Origin of the sequence: Bacillus sp. A01H, assembly GCF_045277205.1 — a bacterium.
In the GTDB taxonomy this organism is placed as follows: domain Bacteria; phylum Bacillota; class Bacilli; order Bacillales; family Bacillaceae_G; genus Bacillus_A; species Bacillus_A paranthracis.
On record NZ_CP117702.1, the window covers coordinates 2462345 to 2479484 of the forward strand.

The following is a 17140-nucleotide window of genomic DNA, read 5'->3' on the forward strand; positions in this document are numbered from 1 at the left end:
TTATAAATAAATTATCGCATGTGCAAAAATTAAAAGTATGAAATATGCAAAATTACATATTGGAACTTAACAAAATAATCCATTCATAAGTAAATAGATCGAACAGAGGGAAACCGTTTCGTATGAATCAATTGTCATTTTTTGAAGTCATCGATGAAAAGGAGATGCGTAGATTTGTGGTAAAGGAGCTGAAAAACTATAAAGTATTGTGCGTTTGGATGAAGAATCAAGAAAAATAGGATCAAGCGGGGGCATCGTTCTTTTCCTCAAATGAAAGGTGACGGTAAGAAACATGAGATACATTTTAAACAAATTAAACGGAAGTTAAAAAATAAAAATTTATAAAGGAAATAGAAAGTAGGGAGTTGTATATATACGATAATAGGAAACTTTTTACTAACTAAGCATATAATTTAAATAGACCGACAGTCGGTCTGATGGGAAGGGGAACTTGAATGCGAATAGTAAAGGAATATGAGGAGCGTAGAAAAGAAATTTTAGAAACAGCTGAACGATTATTTCTTACGAAAGGTTATACAAAAACAACAGTAAATGACATTTTAAAAGAGATAGGGATAGCAAAGGGGACGTTTTATCATTATTTTAAATCGAAAGAAGAAGTAATGGATGAGATTATTATGAGGATTATTAAAGAAGATGTTGCTAAAGCGAAAGTAATCGTCTCTAATCCAAATATACCAGTATTAGAAAAGTTATTTCGAGTTTTAATGGAGCAATCGCCAAAATCAGGGGATGTAAAAGATAAAATGATTGAGCAATTTCATCAACCAAATAATGCAGAAATGCATCAAAAAAGTTTAGTACAATCAATTATTCATTTATCTCCTGTATTAACAGAAATTTTAGAACAAGGAATTGAAGAAGGGATATTTTCGACTTCATATCCACAAGAAACGATTGAACTATTACTATCTTCAGCGCAAGTTATATTTGATGATGGGTTATTCCAATGGAAGCCGGAAGAAATGATGAGGAGAGTGAAAGCTTATATTAAAATGATGGAAGTATCTGTTGGAGCGAAAGAAGGATCGTTTAATTATATGCTGGAGGTTTTAATGAAACAGAAATAATATTTTTTCTGTTTGTTTATTATAGACCGACAGTCGGTCTAAATTAAAGGAAGGGTGTGATTATGATGTCTATTAGTATAAAACCTTCGATGAAAGATTTTTATTTAATGGTGAGTGGGCAAATTATTACTATTTTAGGTTCAACACTTTTACGTTTTGCTCTGTCATTATATGTACTTGATATAACAGGGCGTGCTGATATATTTGCAGGATTATATGCGGTAACAAGTATTCCGTTTTTGCTAGCTCCTCTTGGTGGAGCGATAGCAGATCGTTTCAATCGCCGTAATGTAATGGTTATTTTTGATTTTATAAATGCTGCGATTGTATTAAGCTTTATAGTTTTGCTATTTACTGGATCTGTATCTATTCTATTGATCGGAACAATTATGTTTTTACTAGCAATCGTTAATGCAATGTACGCACCAGTTGTAATGGCGAGTATTCCGCAATTAGTTCCAGAGAAAAAGTTAGAACAAGCGAACGGTATCGTAAATGGTGTGCAAGCATTATCTAATATAGTTGCTCCTGTATTAGGAGGAATATTGTACGGCATAATTGGTTTGAAAATGCTCGTAATAATAAGTTGCTTTGCTTTCTTTTTATCTGCGATTTTAGAAATGTTTATTACAATACCTTTTATAAAGAGAGTGCAAGAAAGCCATATCATACCGACAATTGTAAAGGATATGAAAGAAGGGTTTATATACGTTTTAAAACAGTCATTTATTTTGAAATCTATGCTTTTAGCCGCATTACTAAATTTAATACTGACGCCGCTATTTGTTGTTGGTGCTCCAATTATTATACGAGTAAAAATGGAGAGTAGCCACACGTTATATGGCATTGGAATGGGATTGATCGATTTTGCTACTATAATAGGTGCATTATCAATAGGTTTTTTTGCGAAAAAGCTACAGATGAAAACATTGTATTATTGGATGATTTTAATAGCTCTATTAGTAATACCGATGGCACTATCAGTTACACCAGTTATTCTTAATTTAGGATACTATCCACCATTTATTCTCTTTATACTTTCTTCTATTCTAATTGCAATGATTATGACAATTGTATCCATCTATGTGATTACTGTAGTTCAAAAGAAAACACCAAATGAGAACTTAGGAAAAGTAATGGCAATTATAACAGCGGTATCCCAATGTATGGCACCGATTGGGCAAGTCATTTACGGTTTTATGTTTGAAGAATTCAGCATGAAAATTTATTTACCTATATTAGTTATTAGTTTCATAATGTTATTAATAGCGGTTGTGACGAAGAAAATACTATCGAATGAAGGGAACTAGCTTAATATGATTAGGAGAATGTTAAAAAGAGATTTCTCTCAAAATAAAATGATAATTACCATTTTATTTATGTTTATCATGTTATCAAGTCTTTTAATGGCTAGTGCTTCAAGTAATGTTATAAATCTATTGAACTCAATGGATCAATTGGTTAAAGTATCAAACGCACCGCACTTCGTACAAATGCATGCCGGAGAAGTAAATCAAAAGTCAATTGATTCCTTTGTAGAAAAAAATCCGTTTGTAAAAAAACAGCAAACGGCTGAGATGGTTCAAATAAATGGATCTAACATTTTTATTAAAAAGAAAAATCAAGCAGAACATAATAGTGTAATGGACATTAGTTTCGTGAAACAAAATAGTAAGTTTGATTTTTTATTAAATTTAAATAATGAAGTGGTCGATGTTAGGAAAGGGGAAATAGGTGTACCCATTTATTATATGCAAAAATATAATTTGCGTATGGGAGATAAAATATGGGTTATTAAAGATAATAATGAACTAGAATTTACGATTTCAGCATTTGTTCGTGATGTTCAAATGAACCCATCAATCGTTAGTTCAAAACGATTTGTAATAAGCAATAAGGATTTTGAAAGAATAAAAAGAAATTTTGGAGAAAGCGAATATCTTATTGAATTCCAGCTAACAGACGAATATAAAATAAATGAATTTGAAAATCTATATAAGTCATCGAACTTACCTCAAAAAGGTCCCTCTATTACGTACTCACTATTTAAAACACTCAATTCATTAACAGACGGAATAATAGCTGCCGTACTTATCATAATAAGTGGATTATTAATGTTAATTGCAATGTTATGTATTAGATTTACGATCATTACTTCGATGGAAGAAGATTATCGAGAAATTGGTGTTATGAAAGCAATTGGGATTCATAACAAAGATATTCAAAAATTATATATAACAAAATATATTGTGATTTCAGCTGGTGGATGTATATGTGGATATATACTCTCACTATTTGTTACAAAAATCTTCACTTCAAATATCACCCTTTATATGGGGGCGGCAAATAAAAGCATTTTACACAATATTGTGCCATTCATAATTACAACATTGTTATTTTTAGTCGTTATCCTGTTCTGTCGTATTATTTTGCGGAATTTTAGGGGAATTACAGCAATAGACGCTTTACAATCAAGAGATAAACTAGGAAAAAGAAAGATTAGAAAATCCTTTTCACTCAAACAAACTAAATTTACAAATGTAAATATATTTATTGGTATACAAGATGTTATAAAAAGATTCAAGTTATATCGTGTGTTAAGTATCGTATTAATAATAGCTGTGTTCATGATTGTTGTACCTGTTAACTTTTTGTATACGATTCAGTCACCGGATTTTGTAAATTATATGGGAACAGGAAAAAGTGATATTCGAATAGATTTACAGCAAACTGAAAATATAGAGAAACGTTTTAAGGGTGTTATTTCATATGTAAAAAATGATAAAGAAGTAGAAAAATATGCAACATTTGTTACGAGTACATTTAAAATGGTAAACGCTGATGGTACACATGAAAACTTAAATGTAGAAATGGGAGACTTCACTAAATTTCCATTAGACTATATCCAAGGTAGGGCACCAAAAAATGAAAATGAAATTTCTCTTTCTTATATGAACGCAAATGAATTAAAAAAGAATGTAGGGGATCATATCGTTTTATTTGTTGATGGGAAAGAGAAAACACTAACGATTAGTGGTATGTATCAAGATGTAACGAATGGTGGGAAAACAGCTAAAGCTAGTTTTTCTAATAATAATGAAAATATATTATGGTATGTAGTAAATGTAGATATGAAGCCTAAAGTGGATTTGCAAGAAAAAGTGAAGGAGTATAAACAAAAATTTAGTTCTGTAAAAATAACAGATACAAATGATTATGTAACGCAAACTTTAGGAGAAACAATTAAACAATTAAGACTCGTGACACAAGTGGCTATTTTGATTGCGATATTGATATCAGTTTTAATTACTGCAATGTTTTTTAAAATGTTATTAGCAAAAGATTCTTCGCAAATTTTAATTATGAAAAATATCGGTTTTTCTAGTAAAGATATTCGTATACAGTATATAACACGTTCTATCTTCATTGTATTATTAGGCATTGTGATAGGGACATGTATAGCTGCTACGTTTGGTGAAATGTTAGTAAGTTGGTTAGGGTCTTTTATGGGAGCTGCTCATATAAAGTTTGTCGTGAATCCTATCGTTTCTTATGTAATATGTCCAGCTATATTATGTATATGTGTGACTGCAACAACGCTTTTCAGTAGTTTTACTATGAAACAAACAAACGATGTAAAGCCAAATGGGGAGTAGGGGTGTATCACTTGAAAAAAATTTTAGAAGTAAAGCAAGTAAACAAAACATATTCAATGGATGGAAATACAAATTATCACGTGTTAAAAAATATAGATTTAGAGATTTATGAGGGAGAATTTGTATCGGTCATGGGGCCTTCTGGTTCTGGGAAATCGACATTACTATATAATATTAGTGGAATGGATCAAATGTCATCAGGAAGTGTAAAAATTGATAGTAAAGAATTATCATGTATGAAAGAAGAAGCGTTAGCGAAATTACGTCTTACTGAAATAGGATTTATTTTTCAGCAGAGCAACCTTCTTAGAAACTTGAACCTATTTGATAATATCATCTTGTCAGCATATTTAGCGAAATGTGAAAGTAAGAAAATAGTAAATAAACGTGCTCTAGAGCTAATGGAGAATATGGGGATAAGTGATATAGCGTCTCATTATATAACCGAAGCATCTGGGGGGCAATTACAAAGAGTCTCTATTTGTAGAGCGCTCATTAATAATCCAAATATTATTTTTGCAGATGAGCCGACTGGTGCTTTAAATTTAAAATCAACAGAAGAAGTAATGCAAATATTATTAAATATTAATCGTGGTGGAACGACCATTATGTTAGTCACTCATGATGTGAAAGTAGCAGCAAAAACAGAAAGAATTCTTTTTATGGCGGACGGAGAAATTGTTAGTGAAATACAGTTAGGTAAGCTTAGGAACGATGATTTAAAAGCGCGAGAAGAGAAGTTGTTAAACTGGTTAGCTGTACTTGGATTTTAAAGAGAAAAACTCCTATTGAATGTAGGAGTTTTTCTTTGTCTTAAAGTTCTAAAAGATATATAATAATTTTCTGAATATTAAAATTGGAGGGGTGCAAATGAAAAATGAAACGTTGCACACGCAAGAAGATATTATTAAAATGCTGGATTCATTATTAAGACCAGCAGAACCATTTTGGAATGAATTTTATGCGAATAGAGAAAAAGATGTTCCGTTTTTTGAAAATGTTCCAGATGAGAATCTAGTTTCGTATATACAAAAAAAGCGGGTTTCAAAAGGAAAAGTACTGGAACTTGGATGTGGTCCGGGTAGAAACGCAATTTATCTAGCAAATGAAGGGTTTGATGTAACAGCAGTAGATTTATCTATAGAAGGCATTAGCTGGGCGAAAGAGAGGGCGTTAGCAAAAGGAGTAGAAATTGAATTTATTTGTGATTCAATTTTCAATTTAGAGGTTCAAAATGAATTTGATTTTGTATACGATTCGGGCTGTTTGCATCATATTCCACCACATAGAAGAGTCAATTATGTGGATTTAATTAAAAACGCATTGAAATCAGGTGGTTATTTCGGATTAACGTGTTTCGCGGCAGGTGATTTAGATGAGCGAAATGGATCAGAAATAACAGATTGGGACGTATATAGAGGATGGAGTTTACAAGGAGGTCTTGCTTATTCGGAAGAAAAACTAAGAGAGATATTTAAAGGATTTGAAGTGATTGAAATTAGAAAGATGGAACAGATTGAACAACCAAATACTATGTTTGGAGAATCATTTCTTTGGACAGCATTATTTAAGAAGAAATAAGAATGTAGATAATTGACAAACTCATCGTTTTTATAGACAATATAATAATGAGAATGTATGTTCGTTTTTGTTAACCGATGTATATTTTGCATAAATACATAACAAGGGGTTGTCTCTAAATGAGTAACACAAATCAAAAAATTACTACGTTTTTAATGTTTGAAGGAAAAGCTGAGGAAGCGATGAATTTTTACACGTCGCTATTTGATCAATCAGAAATTGTAAGTATCTCTCGTTACGATGAAAACGGACCTGGTAAAGAGGGTACTGTCATTCATGCAACGTTTACATTACACGAGCAAGAGTTCATGTGCATAGATAGTTATGTAAATCATAATTTTACATTTACGCCAGCTATGTCTCTTTATGTAACTTGTGATACGGAAGAAGAAATTGAAACAGCTTTTAATAAACTAGCGGAGGATGGAGCAGTACTTATGCCTTTAGGTGCCTATCCGTTTAGCAAAAGATTTGGTTGGTTAAATGATAAGTATGGTGTGTCTTGGCAGTTAACGCTTGCGGAATAAATTGTAATTGATTTGTTTAATGGGTGTAGTTAAGAGGTTGAAAATTTAAATAACAAATAAAAAGGTGTTCCAACCGTCAACAAGTTTGGAATGCCTTTTTATTTGTTTAAATAAATTTATATTTTTTCTATTTGGAATATTTTATTTTTCTAACTACTTTTTATCTGTTAATATAAATATAGAAAAATGTGTATTAATTATTGGTTAGGTTAATAGAAAAAAGCATAAATAGTAAATGATCTTACACTTAAAATGTAACAAGATAGCTAGGGGGAATAGTTATAATGGATACAACTCAACAAAACAGTAATGCATGGGATAAAAAGGTTGAAGAAGGTTCTAGATATACGCAACCTGTAAGTAGCGAGGTTATTGAAAGAAGTAAATCAGGTGAATGGGAAATCACAGTTACCACAGAAAAATCAGTTCCTAGAGATTGGTTTCCAAAATCATTAGATGGATTAAAGATACTTTGCTTAGCGTCAGGTGGAGGGCAACAAGCACCTGTTCTAGCTGCTGCTGGGGCGGATGTAACAGTTACTGATATATCCAAGAAGCAATTGGAACAAGATGAAAAGGTAGCAAAACGAGATGGTTTAACTTTAAAAACAGTTCAAGGAGATATGTCAGACCTTAGTGATTTTGAGGATGAATATTTTGATATTGTTGTAAATCCTGTTTCTAATTTATTTGTAAAAGATGTACATCTTGTATGGAATGAAGTTTCAAGGGTTTTAAAGAATAAAGGTATTCTCATTTCTGGATTTACAAATCCGTTACTATGGATTTTTGATGATAATCAAGAACAAAAAGGTATTCTTGATGTAAAACATTCAATCCCTTCATCGACATTGGATTATTTACCAGAGGATGAAGTTCAAGATTACATCGATTCAAATCAAACAATAGAATATGCGCATACACTGGAAGATCAAATCCAAGGCCAAATTGAAGCGGGTTTTATTATAACAGGTTTTTATGAGGATGATTTTGGTGGAACAAGGATATTAGATAAGCATATTAAAACATTTATTGCTACAAAAGCTATAAAATTAAAGGTTGATTAAGAATTTTGACTTGTCACACGAGACGTTAGTCGAAGAAGGTTCTTAAAATAGTATATATACAAGGAAAAGGGTGGCACTTTCCATCCTTTTCCTTGTATATAATTAGGTTATGCTTTTTATATTAAGAATTTTGTTGGCCGAATCTTTTCCCAAGTTTAGCTAGCAGTTCAGGCTGATCCCCTTGGCTCATTACAACTTCAACAAAGGTAAGTTGATCCTTATCAATACTTATTTTAGTTAAGACTTCTTGTAACTCTATTTCATTTTCCACTGTACATGTTAGGCTTTTTTCTTCTGTTCCGAATACGTTCGCTAGTTTTGTGTAATCCCACATTTGTATGTCATTATACGGTTCGTTTTGACCATGAATTGCACGTTCAACAGTATAACCATTGTTGTTAATTAAAAATATAATTGGGTTTAAATTTTGACGTAGTATAGTTGATAATTCTTGGACAGTTAATTGAAAAGAACCATCACCAATAATTAGAATGTTGCGCCGCGATAAATTAGCGAGCTGTGTACCAAGTAGAGCAGGTAACGTATAGCCGATCGATCCCCATAATGGTTGCGCTACATATGTAGTGTCGTTTGGTAAAGGGATAGCGGCACTACCAAAGAAAGGTGTTCCTTGCTCTGCAAGTAAGACGTCGTTTTCCTGTAAGAAATGGTATATTTGTTGCCAAAATCGTTTTTGTGTAACCATTTGTGGCTTTGGATTAAACTTTTCAGTAATAGATAGTGATTCTGAAATAAATGGCTTTATATCAAATGTTTCCTCATTTCGATGTTCAATTACATTACTTAACTGTTGTAAAACATCTTTCATTACAACTGGCCCGTATTTTTTATCTGTAATTTTCACAGTGTAGGGATGAATTTCAATAACTTGTTCTTTCGTAAAACCTTGTGTGAAGCCACCTGTAATAGTATCAGTTAACTTCACACCAATACTAATAATACAGTCAGATTCATCAATTCTTTTACGCAAGTATGGAGAACTTACATCACCAGTATAAATCCCTATAAATTGAGGGTGTTTTTCTGGAAATATTCCTTTTCCCATACTTAACGTTGCAATAGGAAACCCCGTTTTTTCTACAAATTGATATAAATATTCTTTAGCGTGAAATCGATCCACTTCAAAATCCGCTAAAATTACAGGCTTTTTGGCACTGTTTATTTTTGAAATGGCATGTAGAAGCATTTTATCCAGTGTTTCTTTATTACTTAAAATCGGTTTATGTAAAATTGGTTCTGTAGGTTTATTAATTGGTTTATTATACACATCAATCGGCAAATTAATATGAACAGGGCGTTTTTCATTCCAACATGCACGTAACACACGGTCAATTTCCTCAGCAGCATGTTCTGGGGTTAAATTAGTTTGTGCAACAGTGATTTCTCGATACATTTTGGAAAAATGATCGAACTTTCCATCACCTAACGTATGATGAACGAGTGCTCCATTTTCCATTACTTTTGTTGTTGGTGTGCCCGTGATTTTTATAACTGGTACGTTTTCGGCATATGAGCCGGCAATGCCGTTTATGGCGCTTAATTCTCCAACGCCAAAGGTGGTAATAAGAGCTCCGATTCCTTTTATGCGAGCGTACCCATCTGCTGCATATGCCGCATTTAATTCATTACAATTGCCAATCCACTCTACATTTTCATGTGCTATTACATCATCTAAAAAAGCCAAATTATAATCACCAGGGACACCAAAAATATGTTCAATTCCTAATTCGCTTAGTCGGTCTAATAAATAAGTACTAACAGTATATTGCGTTTTCAAGTGAATCATCTCCTCATTGTTTTGCTGTCTTGTAATAAACGTAGAGTATGGATTTAAAAATTCATTACGAGAATGTGGTATAATTTACATACAGGGGGAAAGTAGATGACACAACATAAAGAAGAACAGATGAATGAAGCATTAGCCTTATTTTACTTTGCATATAAAACATTTACTGAAAAGCCAGATGAAATTATAAAAGAGTATGGCATACAACGAGTACATCACCGAATTTTATTTTTTATCGCACGCTTTCCAGGTATAAGCGTAAATGAGTTATTATCACTGTTAGAAATAAGTAAACAGGCTCTACACGGACCATTACGACAACTTGTGGAAAAGGGCTTAATTGAGAGTAATGAAGCTATACATGATCGCCGTGTGAAACAGTTATCTTTAACAGAACAAGGTGCCGATTTAGAGAAAAAACTGAGCGATGTACAAAGACAACAAATGGGTGCTATTTTTTCAAAATTTGGTGAATCATGTGAAGAAAATTGGCATCAAGTTATGAATGAAATGGCACATAGCCGATCAGGTTTTGATGCTTGGATATCGAAAAGGGAAGTTGCAATCGATCAAAAATAAAAAGAAATATATCTGTTTTTATAGTTTGAAAAAGAACAAATTTTATCCATACATTTGGCAACTATGATTTGGTCATAGAGTGAATGGATAAAAAGATACATTACTAGATACTTTATACGTGTACGCAATGGAACAATAAAATTCACATTTCCGAAAGGGGAATTATTATGATAAAACTTGTACTTATTCGTCACGGACAGAGTTTATGGAATCTTGAAAATCGCTTTACTGGATGGACAGATGTAGATTTATCAGAGAAAGGATTAAGTGAAGCGAGAGAAGCAGGAGCGATATTAAAGAAAAACGGATATACTTTTGATGTAGCTTATACATCTGTATTAAAACGAGCAATTCGGACGTTATGGATTGTACTTCATGAGATGGATCTTACCTGGGTGCCAGTACATAAATCTTGGAAGCTAAATGAAAGACATTATGGTGCATTGCAAGGTTTGAATAAAGATGAAACCGCGCAAAAATATGGTGAGGAGCAAGTTCATATTTGGAGAAGAAGTATTGATGTAAGACCACCTGCTCTTACTGAGGATGATCCCAGGTATGAAATGAATGATCCAAGATATAAAGCACTGAAAAAAGGTGAGTTTCCATTGACAGAATGTTTAGTGGATACGGAGAAAAGAGTACTTGCTTATTGGCATTCAGAAATTGCGCCGAAATTAAAGAATGGTAACAAAGTAATCATTTCATCACATGGTAACACAATTCGCTCGCTAGTAAAATATTTAGATAATCTTTCAAGCGATGGTGTCGTTTCATTAAATATTCCAACGAGCATACCACTCGTGTATGAATTAGACGATGATTTACGTCCAATTCGTCATTATTACTTAAGTATGGATGGAGAAGTACCTGAAGGGGAAATTCCGAAACATATTTCTTTTTAACATGAAAATTTGAAACACATGCTTGTCTACATATACAATGTAGATTCAAGATAAAAGACGTGGTACCTTCTAATGTATATGCGATGTAACTAAATTTAGAAGCTTGTCCACGTCTTTTGTCATAAAGAGAGTTGCTTGTGCATGTAATGATATCGTGAGTAGTTTTTGAATGGAGGGTGATGTCATTGGTGATCTCTAACATTCGAATCGGCTTATTTATTTTAGCAATCGTTTTTCTAGTACTTGTTTTCTTTTATTGGAAAAACGAAGAGTTGTACGAGGAGAAGAAGCAACGTATTAGAAAGACTTGGTATGGGTTGTTTATAATATCAGTCACCGTGTATTTCATGATAAAAGGAATTGATTTAACCCTCTGGAAAAATCTTTTAATGTTCACTGCAATGGTTATTTTCGTTGATATTGCATTTATTTTAACACCTAATATTTCAGAAATATGGGGAGCGAAATTTAGCGATATCGGCAAGACGGTTCAATCGATAAAACGGTCATTAATTGCTTCTAAAGCAAGGGGAGAAATATACACAACAATCATTCAAAATGTCAATCCAGCAGTGTTCGGTACGATGGAATGGCATACGGAGGAAGAATACACAAAAAGCTTAAACGCATTTTTAGATTCGTATGGGGAAAAGATTGGAGCAAAAATTGTTGTATTTGAAGCGGCAAAGGAATTAAATACAAACTTTCGTGGTATCCGTTCTCAATTTAGTACTATGATTCCGTTAGAGTACATTGAGCAATTGAATGAGCAGAGAGCAGTACAAGTAGAAAATGTCGGAATTATACCAGCAAAAATAGTAAGTGATGTTTTCATTGTTATTGACGGGAAGAAAAATAACCTGCAAGATCGAGATTTTGAAAATGTATATAATTTAACAATACATCATAGTTATTTTAGTAAATAAGGACAGGAATTTTTTCTGTCCTTTTCACTTATACATAAAGGTAAAGCGAATTTAGACAAACTTGTATAAAATCGGACAATCATTCCTACACTAGCACGTAGAGGTGATTGTAGTGATAAAAAATAGTGACAATGATTTTTTTAAAGAAGACAATGAAGATACAACGGATTTCTCGTTAATTAAAGGGGATACGATGCAGCAAGTAGAAGAGTTAGAAGAAGAATTGAAAAGAAAATGATACATGTACAAGCTGTCTGCATTTGCTATATAATATAAATAAAAGGTTGTATCCTTTTGAAAAAGGGGAGAAGAGATGGCTGAATTAAATGTACAAAAATCTTCGTTTTTTAAAGAAAAAAAAGAAGAACTAAATACAGATTTCTCTCTTGTGAAAGGTGCATTGACTCAAAATGTAGATCGATTAGAAAAATTTGTAGAGGCAATTCCATATAAGTATATAAAAGAGGGTAATGTAAAAGAGAATGCGTAAAAACATTCTCTTTTACATTACCTCTTTATGATTTGTTTATGCGTTATTTCTTTTTTTGTTTAAAAATGACTTTATACATATAATACCCAAGGGCTGCAAAAATGAATCCAATAACAGCACCAACTATTTCTTTCATAAACAATAAGTATAACGAAGCAATAATTAGTGTAAATAAGATTAAAATTAATACATACTTTGAAATAAATTCTAACCCTTTGTACACTAGTAGAATGACACCTGAAAGAACAGTGATGATAGGTAATATCCTATTTTCGAAAAAACCTTCCTTTTTTTTGCTAGAATGCTGTTGTTTATTCAATATAAATATACTCCCGTCTTAAAGGATTAATGTTTTATTAGTTTTGCTATTTCATTTTCGAAAAGATTTTTGGTTAAATAGGTTATATCAAAGGAATCATTTATTATATTTCGAGTTAATAGCCATTGGGTGTTTGTTGATTCAATAACAAAGAATCCATTGTTAGAAATAACCTCATTCTTTTCTGTTGTATCTAGACGTATAATAGTGTAAATAGACTGTGTTGTTTTTAAATCCATTATGTGTGAAAAATTATTTTAATCAAAAATATATTAGATTATAATTACAATAAAATCTACTTTTTTATAATATCAAATATTATTATTAAATAGTAGATTAATATTGGTAATTTTATGATAATTAACAAAAATGAAAAAGAGAGAATGCCAGGTAGGAGTTGAAGATACAACAGATTTCTCGTTAATAAAAGGAGATACATTACAGCAAGTAGAAGAATTAGAAGATGAATTAAAAAGAAAATGATACTTGTACATGCTGTTTACATTTGCGATATAATATAAATAGAAGGTTGTATATTTTTGAAGAGGGGGAGAAGAGATGGCTGAAGTAAATGTACAAAAGTCTTCGTTTTTTAAAGAAAAAAAAGAAGAACCAAATACAGATTTCTCTCTTGTGAAAGGTGCGTTAACGGAAAATATAAATCGGTTAGAGAAACTGATGAATAATAGCAGTTCAAAATATATACGAGTGACAAAAACAAAAGAAAATGCATAGAGCATTTTCTTTTGTTTTTTATTTTATTTAATAGTAAACTTATCTTTTACTTTTTCAGGTAAATCTGCTTTCTGGATCTCTTCATAGGACTTTACTTCAATTGATGATATTTCCTTTTTATTATTATCATCTTGATCTACATAAAGGCGTAAAAACGCGTCTTCTTTTAGCTTTTGGTCGTTTTCTTTTTTCGTACTTCTAAATGTAATTTGTTTTTTGACGCCATCTTCATCATATGCGGGCAACGTATAGTTTCGTAAGTTTCTATCTTCTACTTTTTCGGTATCTCCTTCGCCTTTAATCTGCACGTAATATACATCTTTACCAATTCGATTTAGTGATGCTCTCTCACAGCCAATAGTAAAACTAGAAAATAATAAACATAGTGTAATAATTGCTACAAACTGTTTCATTTTCTTTATCTCCTTCAATTTGTTTCTTTACACAGTATATGATTATTGTGAAATGAGAAAAATCGATATAGATTACAACATCCTTACAATGTTGTAATAGTGTTGTACATAAAATGAACATCAAATTAAAAGTTAAAAGAAAAGTAAAATTATGAATCATGGTATAATGATAAAAGACTTACATATTATTTTGTTATTTTGAGAGGAGCTTAAAAATGTATTCTACTTTAGAACAATTAACAAAGCACCCTGTATTTTATCATTTTGCAGAAATTTCAAAGATTCCTAGAGGATCAGGTAATGAAAAGGAAATTAGTGATTTTTTAGTTGGCTTTGCGAAAGAGCGTAATTTAGAAGTGATTCAAGATGAAGCATTAAATGTCATTATTAAAAAAGAAGCAACTGCTGGTTATGAAAATGTACCAGCTATTATCATTCAAGGGCATATGGATATGGTATGTGAAAAAAATCAAGCAACCGTACATGATTTTGAAAAAGATCCAATTAAATTAAGAATTATCGGGGACATGTTATATGCAAATCAAACGACTTTAGGAGCTGATAATGGTATTGCAGTTGCATATGCATTAGCTTTATTAGATTCAAAAGATATTCCGCATCCAGCACTAGAAGTAGTTATTACTACTGAAGAAGAAACGACAATGGGCGGAGCTTTCGCTGTTGATTCAAATCATTTTGAAGGAAAGATTTTTATTAATATTGATTCTGAAGAAGATCATAAATTGCTTGTAAGTAGCGCAGGTGGTGCAAAAGCTGTTGAAACGATTCCAGTAATTTGGGATGAAGCACCAGCGAATATGGATGCATACCGTCTATATGTCGGTGGTCTAAAAGGCGGACATTCTGGTATGGAAATTGATAAACAACGCGGTAATGCGAACAAAGTATTAGGACGAGTATTACATGATTTATCAGTAAATATTCAATTTGATATAAGTGAAGTTCACGGTGGATTAAAAACGAATGCAATTCCGCGTGAAAGTATAGCTACAATCGTATTACGTACAGAAGATGTAGAGAAAGTAGAAGAAAAACTAGAATCATGGACACGAGTATTACAAGAAGAAATGCGTGCTGTTGATCCAGATGTTCATGTTACACTTACAAAATTAGATGAGAAAGTAGAAAAAGTATTTGCTAAAGAAACACAAAAGCAACTTATTTCATCATTATTCTTAATTCCGAACGGCATTCAAAGTATGAGCATGGATATTAAAGGTCTAGTAGAAAGCTCAACAAATTTAGGTGTTATTGAAACGTTGCAAGATGAAATTAAATTACGTAACGAAGTGAGAAGTTCTGTAAATAGTTTAAAACAACATATTGCAGATGAGATTAAATGTATTGCCGAATTAGTTGGTGCAACATTTGAAATCGAGTCAGAGTATCCAGAATGGCCATACAATCCGAATTCACAAATTCGTAATTTATTTGAAAAAGTGCATCAAGAAAAATACAATAAAGATGTTGAAATCTTCGCTGTACATGCAGGGATTGAATGCAGTGTATTCGTTCAAAAGATGCCTGAATTAGATGCAATTTCATTCGGTCCAGATATATTCAATGTTCACACTCCAGATGAACATATTAGTATTTCTTCTGTTGTGAATAACTGGGGATTCTTCGTTGATGTAATGAAGGGTACGAAAGAATTAGCTAAGTAATAATGATGAAATGAAAAGTAGCCTATAAAATTTTATAGGCTACTTTTTTGTATAGAGTTTTATTAGAAATTCGTTTTTACGTAAGTATTTCATTTTTGCTTTAATTTCTAGAGGAGATTGTACCAAAAATTGCTCCGGATATTGCCCCTATTAAAGTCATGAAAATTGCACACCACGCTGCAAATGACATTATTACACCTCCAAATAATACATTATTGTTTCTTAAGTTTTTTAATAGAAATGATGATTGAAACAACTACTAAGAAAATAAGAGGAGACCAAGAGAAGAAAGACATATAGCATTATCCCTTCTATATTTATATAAAATAATTATCGCATATTTATAAATCGAACATGTGGAATATGCAATATTGCATATTGAATGGTAGAACTTAAAGAAGTGGAAACAGTTATTGAGTAAAAATGATAATTTATAAAGAAAGTAAGGATTTTTTCTAATTTTAAAAAGGGCAAACAACCAAAATCTCCTCAATCTTATATAAGGTAGAGGAGATTTTAAAATGGTTTTTGTTTAAGAAAATAGTATCCAATATTTAGTTGCTGGTGAGATAAACATAAATTATTTTGAGATTTTAAAGCTGCCTCCATAATAATAATTTTCTCCAAGTTTCATAACGGCTACATATGTTCCCGGATTATAAGCCTTAGTAATAGGCGTTACAAATCTACCATAATTATGTTTTAAACCCGAGTCATAAATGGTTTTATATCTATGCAAGTTTATTTCATCATTTTCATTTCCACTCAATTGATATATTTTTACAATACCGGTATCCTTACCACCAGTATATATAGTAACATCGAATGTATCTCCATGCTTTAAGTCACCAACTGCTAACTCTTCTATAAAGTCTGCATTATGATGTAATAAAAAATAGTTTTGCCACCGCCAAGTATCTAAAAATCGTGATTCTTTTTGTGTAGGTTGCGATTCAGCAGACGCAGGTGGGAGTGTAGCAATTGTATTCGAAAATAAAAATCCTCCAACAGTCAATGCACCAATAATTGTTGCTTGCCTTAAAAGTTTCATCCTCTAAACCTCCTATTTACTTAAGGATTCAGAAATCGTTTTTATGAAAAACTAGCTGTGAAATCTAATGGATGATAATATCTTCTATAATTATATTAACATTTATTGATTTATCAGACAAATTGATAAATAATAAAACTATATCGAGGGAGTTAAGGCTAATATAAGAAATAAGTTAGTTGTATAGCTAAAATATCTTTATTATATATAATTGGGATTTTTTATTTGAAAACTCGATTGTTTTAATGTTGAAATTTCAACTCACACTTTAAGGTTTAGTACATAATTTTACAATTTGACTTATGTAA

General features: G+C 31.7%; 18 protein-coding genes. 14 read left to right on the top strand and 4 right to left on the bottom strand.

Translation table 11 applies throughout. The annotated features are described in order from the left end of the window. The first annotated feature begins 455 nt into the window (after positions 1–455). The 7 genes from PSR14_RS12945 to PSR14_RS12975 all read left to right on the top strand — a co-directional run bounded on the left by PSR14_RS12945 (position 456) and on the right by PSR14_RS12975 (position 7922). Positions 456–1091: a TetR/AcrR family transcriptional regulator gene (locus PSR14_RS12945; RefSeq protein WP_001223577.1), complete on the top strand. Its 636-nt coding sequence runs from the start codon at positions 456–458 to the stop codon at positions 1089–1091. Positions 1092–1153: 62 nt separating this feature from the next. After that, complete coding sequence (locus PSR14_RS12950) at positions 1154–2401, top strand: MFS transporter (RefSeq protein WP_406644218.1); 1248 nt, start codon at positions 1154–1156, stop codon at positions 2399–2401. Positions 2402–2407: 6 nt separating this feature from the next. Then, positions 2408–4747: an FtsX-like permease family protein gene (locus tag PSR14_RS12955; protein WP_002170240.1), complete on the top strand. Its 2340-nt coding sequence runs from the start codon at positions 2408–2410 to the stop codon at positions 4745–4747. 11 nt (positions 4748–4758) lie between these two features. Further along, the gene (locus PSR14_RS12960) at positions 4759–5520 is read left to right on the top strand and encodes an ABC transporter ATP-binding protein (protein ID WP_000721687.1); all 762 of its coding nucleotides are present in this window, start codon (positions 4759–4761) and stop codon (positions 5518–5520) included. A 97-nt stretch (positions 5521–5617) separates the two neighbouring features. Continuing rightward, the gene (locus PSR14_RS12965) at positions 5618–6328 is read left to right on the top strand and encodes a bifunctional 2-polyprenyl-6-hydroxyphenol methylase/3-demethylubiquinol 3-O-methyltransferase UbiG (protein ID WP_000787480.1); all 711 of its coding nucleotides are present in this window, start codon (positions 5618–5620) and stop codon (positions 6326–6328) included. A gap of 119 nt (positions 6329–6447) precedes the next feature. Then, positions 6448–6855: a VOC family protein gene (locus PSR14_RS12970; protein ID WP_061184473.1), complete on the top strand. Its 408-nt coding sequence runs from the start codon at positions 6448–6450 to the stop codon at positions 6853–6855. A gap of 284 nt (positions 6856–7139) precedes the next feature. Then, entirely contained in the window at positions 7140–7922 is a 783-nt protein-coding gene (locus tag PSR14_RS12975) for a class I SAM-dependent methyltransferase (RefSeq protein WP_000381793.1), read from the top strand. Between the two features lie 121 nt (positions 7923–8043). Here the strand turns inward: PSR14_RS12975 and PSR14_RS12980 are convergent, their stop codons facing one another. Continuing rightward, positions 8044–9729 (bottom strand): alpha-keto acid decarboxylase family protein, encoded by a 1686-nt coding sequence (locus PSR14_RS12980; protein ID WP_001997495.1) that lies wholly within the window; start codon positions 9727–9729, stop codon positions 8044–8046. Between the two features lie 96 nt (positions 9730–9825). Between PSR14_RS12980 and PSR14_RS12985 the strand changes: the two genes are divergently transcribed. From PSR14_RS12985 to spoIISB (PSR14_RS13005), 5 genes are all read left to right on the top strand, one after another. Beyond that, entirely contained in the window at positions 9826–10308 is a 483-nt protein-coding gene (locus PSR14_RS12985) for a MarR family winged helix-turn-helix transcriptional regulator (RefSeq protein WP_000191884.1), read from the top strand. Positions 10309–10475: 167 nt separating this feature from the next. Then, on the top strand, positions 10476–11213 hold the full coding sequence (gene gpmA / locus PSR14_RS12990) for a 2,3-diphosphoglycerate-dependent phosphoglycerate mutase (protein WP_000594125.1): 738 nt from the start codon (positions 10476–10478) through the stop codon (positions 11211–11213). A 188-nt stretch (positions 11214–11401) separates the two neighbouring features. Next, positions 11402–12139 (top strand): type II toxin-antitoxin system SpoIISA family toxin, encoded by a 738-nt coding sequence (locus tag PSR14_RS12995; protein ID WP_001997496.1) that lies wholly within the window; start codon positions 11402–11404, stop codon positions 12137–12139. Between the two features lie 112 nt (positions 12140–12251). Then, positions 12252–12377, top strand: coding sequence for a hypothetical protein (locus tag PSR14_RS13000; protein WP_000594783.1), 126 nt, complete (start codon positions 12252–12254; stop codon positions 12375–12377). Between the two features lie 75 nt (positions 12378–12452). Then, complete coding sequence (spoIISB, locus tag PSR14_RS13005) at positions 12453–12629, top strand: stage II sporulation protein SB (RefSeq protein ID WP_000819051.1); 177 nt, start codon at positions 12453–12455, stop codon at positions 12627–12629. Between the two features lie 43 nt (positions 12630–12672). Here the strand turns inward: spoIISB (PSR14_RS13005) and PSR14_RS13010 are convergent, their stop codons facing one another. Continuing rightward, the gene (locus tag PSR14_RS13010) at positions 12673–12948 is read right to left on the bottom strand and encodes a hypothetical protein (RefSeq protein ID WP_001041552.1); all 276 of its coding nucleotides are present in this window, start codon (positions 12946–12948) and stop codon (positions 12673–12675) included. A 558-nt stretch (positions 12949–13506) separates the two neighbouring features. Here PSR14_RS13010 and spoIISB (PSR14_RS13015) point away from each other — a divergent pair. Continuing rightward, positions 13507–13683, top strand: coding sequence for a stage II sporulation protein SB (spoIISB, locus tag PSR14_RS13015; protein ID WP_000852621.1), 177 nt, complete (start codon positions 13507–13509; stop codon positions 13681–13683). A gap of 23 nt (positions 13684–13706) precedes the next feature. Here spoIISB (PSR14_RS13015) and PSR14_RS13020 read toward each other — a convergent pair whose 3' ends face one another. After that, entirely contained in the window at positions 13707–14096 is a 390-nt protein-coding gene (locus PSR14_RS13020) for a YxeA family protein (RefSeq protein ID WP_000808872.1), read from the bottom strand. Between the two features lie 215 nt (positions 14097–14311). Here PSR14_RS13020 and pepD point away from each other — a divergent pair, with 215 nt between their 5' ends. After that, positions 14312–15781 carry a beta-Ala-His dipeptidase gene (gene pepD / locus PSR14_RS13025; protein WP_000287532.1) on the top strand — a complete coding sequence of 490 codons (1470 nt, stop codon included), beginning with the start codon at positions 14312–14314 and terminating at the stop codon, positions 15779–15781. 580 nt (positions 15782–16361) lie between these two features. Here the strand turns inward: pepD and PSR14_RS13030 are convergent. After that, positions 16362–16832 (bottom strand): DUF5065 family protein, encoded by a 471-nt coding sequence (locus tag PSR14_RS13030; protein ID WP_000771836.1) that lies wholly within the window; start codon positions 16830–16832, stop codon positions 16362–16364. Positions 16833–17140: the final 308 nt, after the last annotated feature.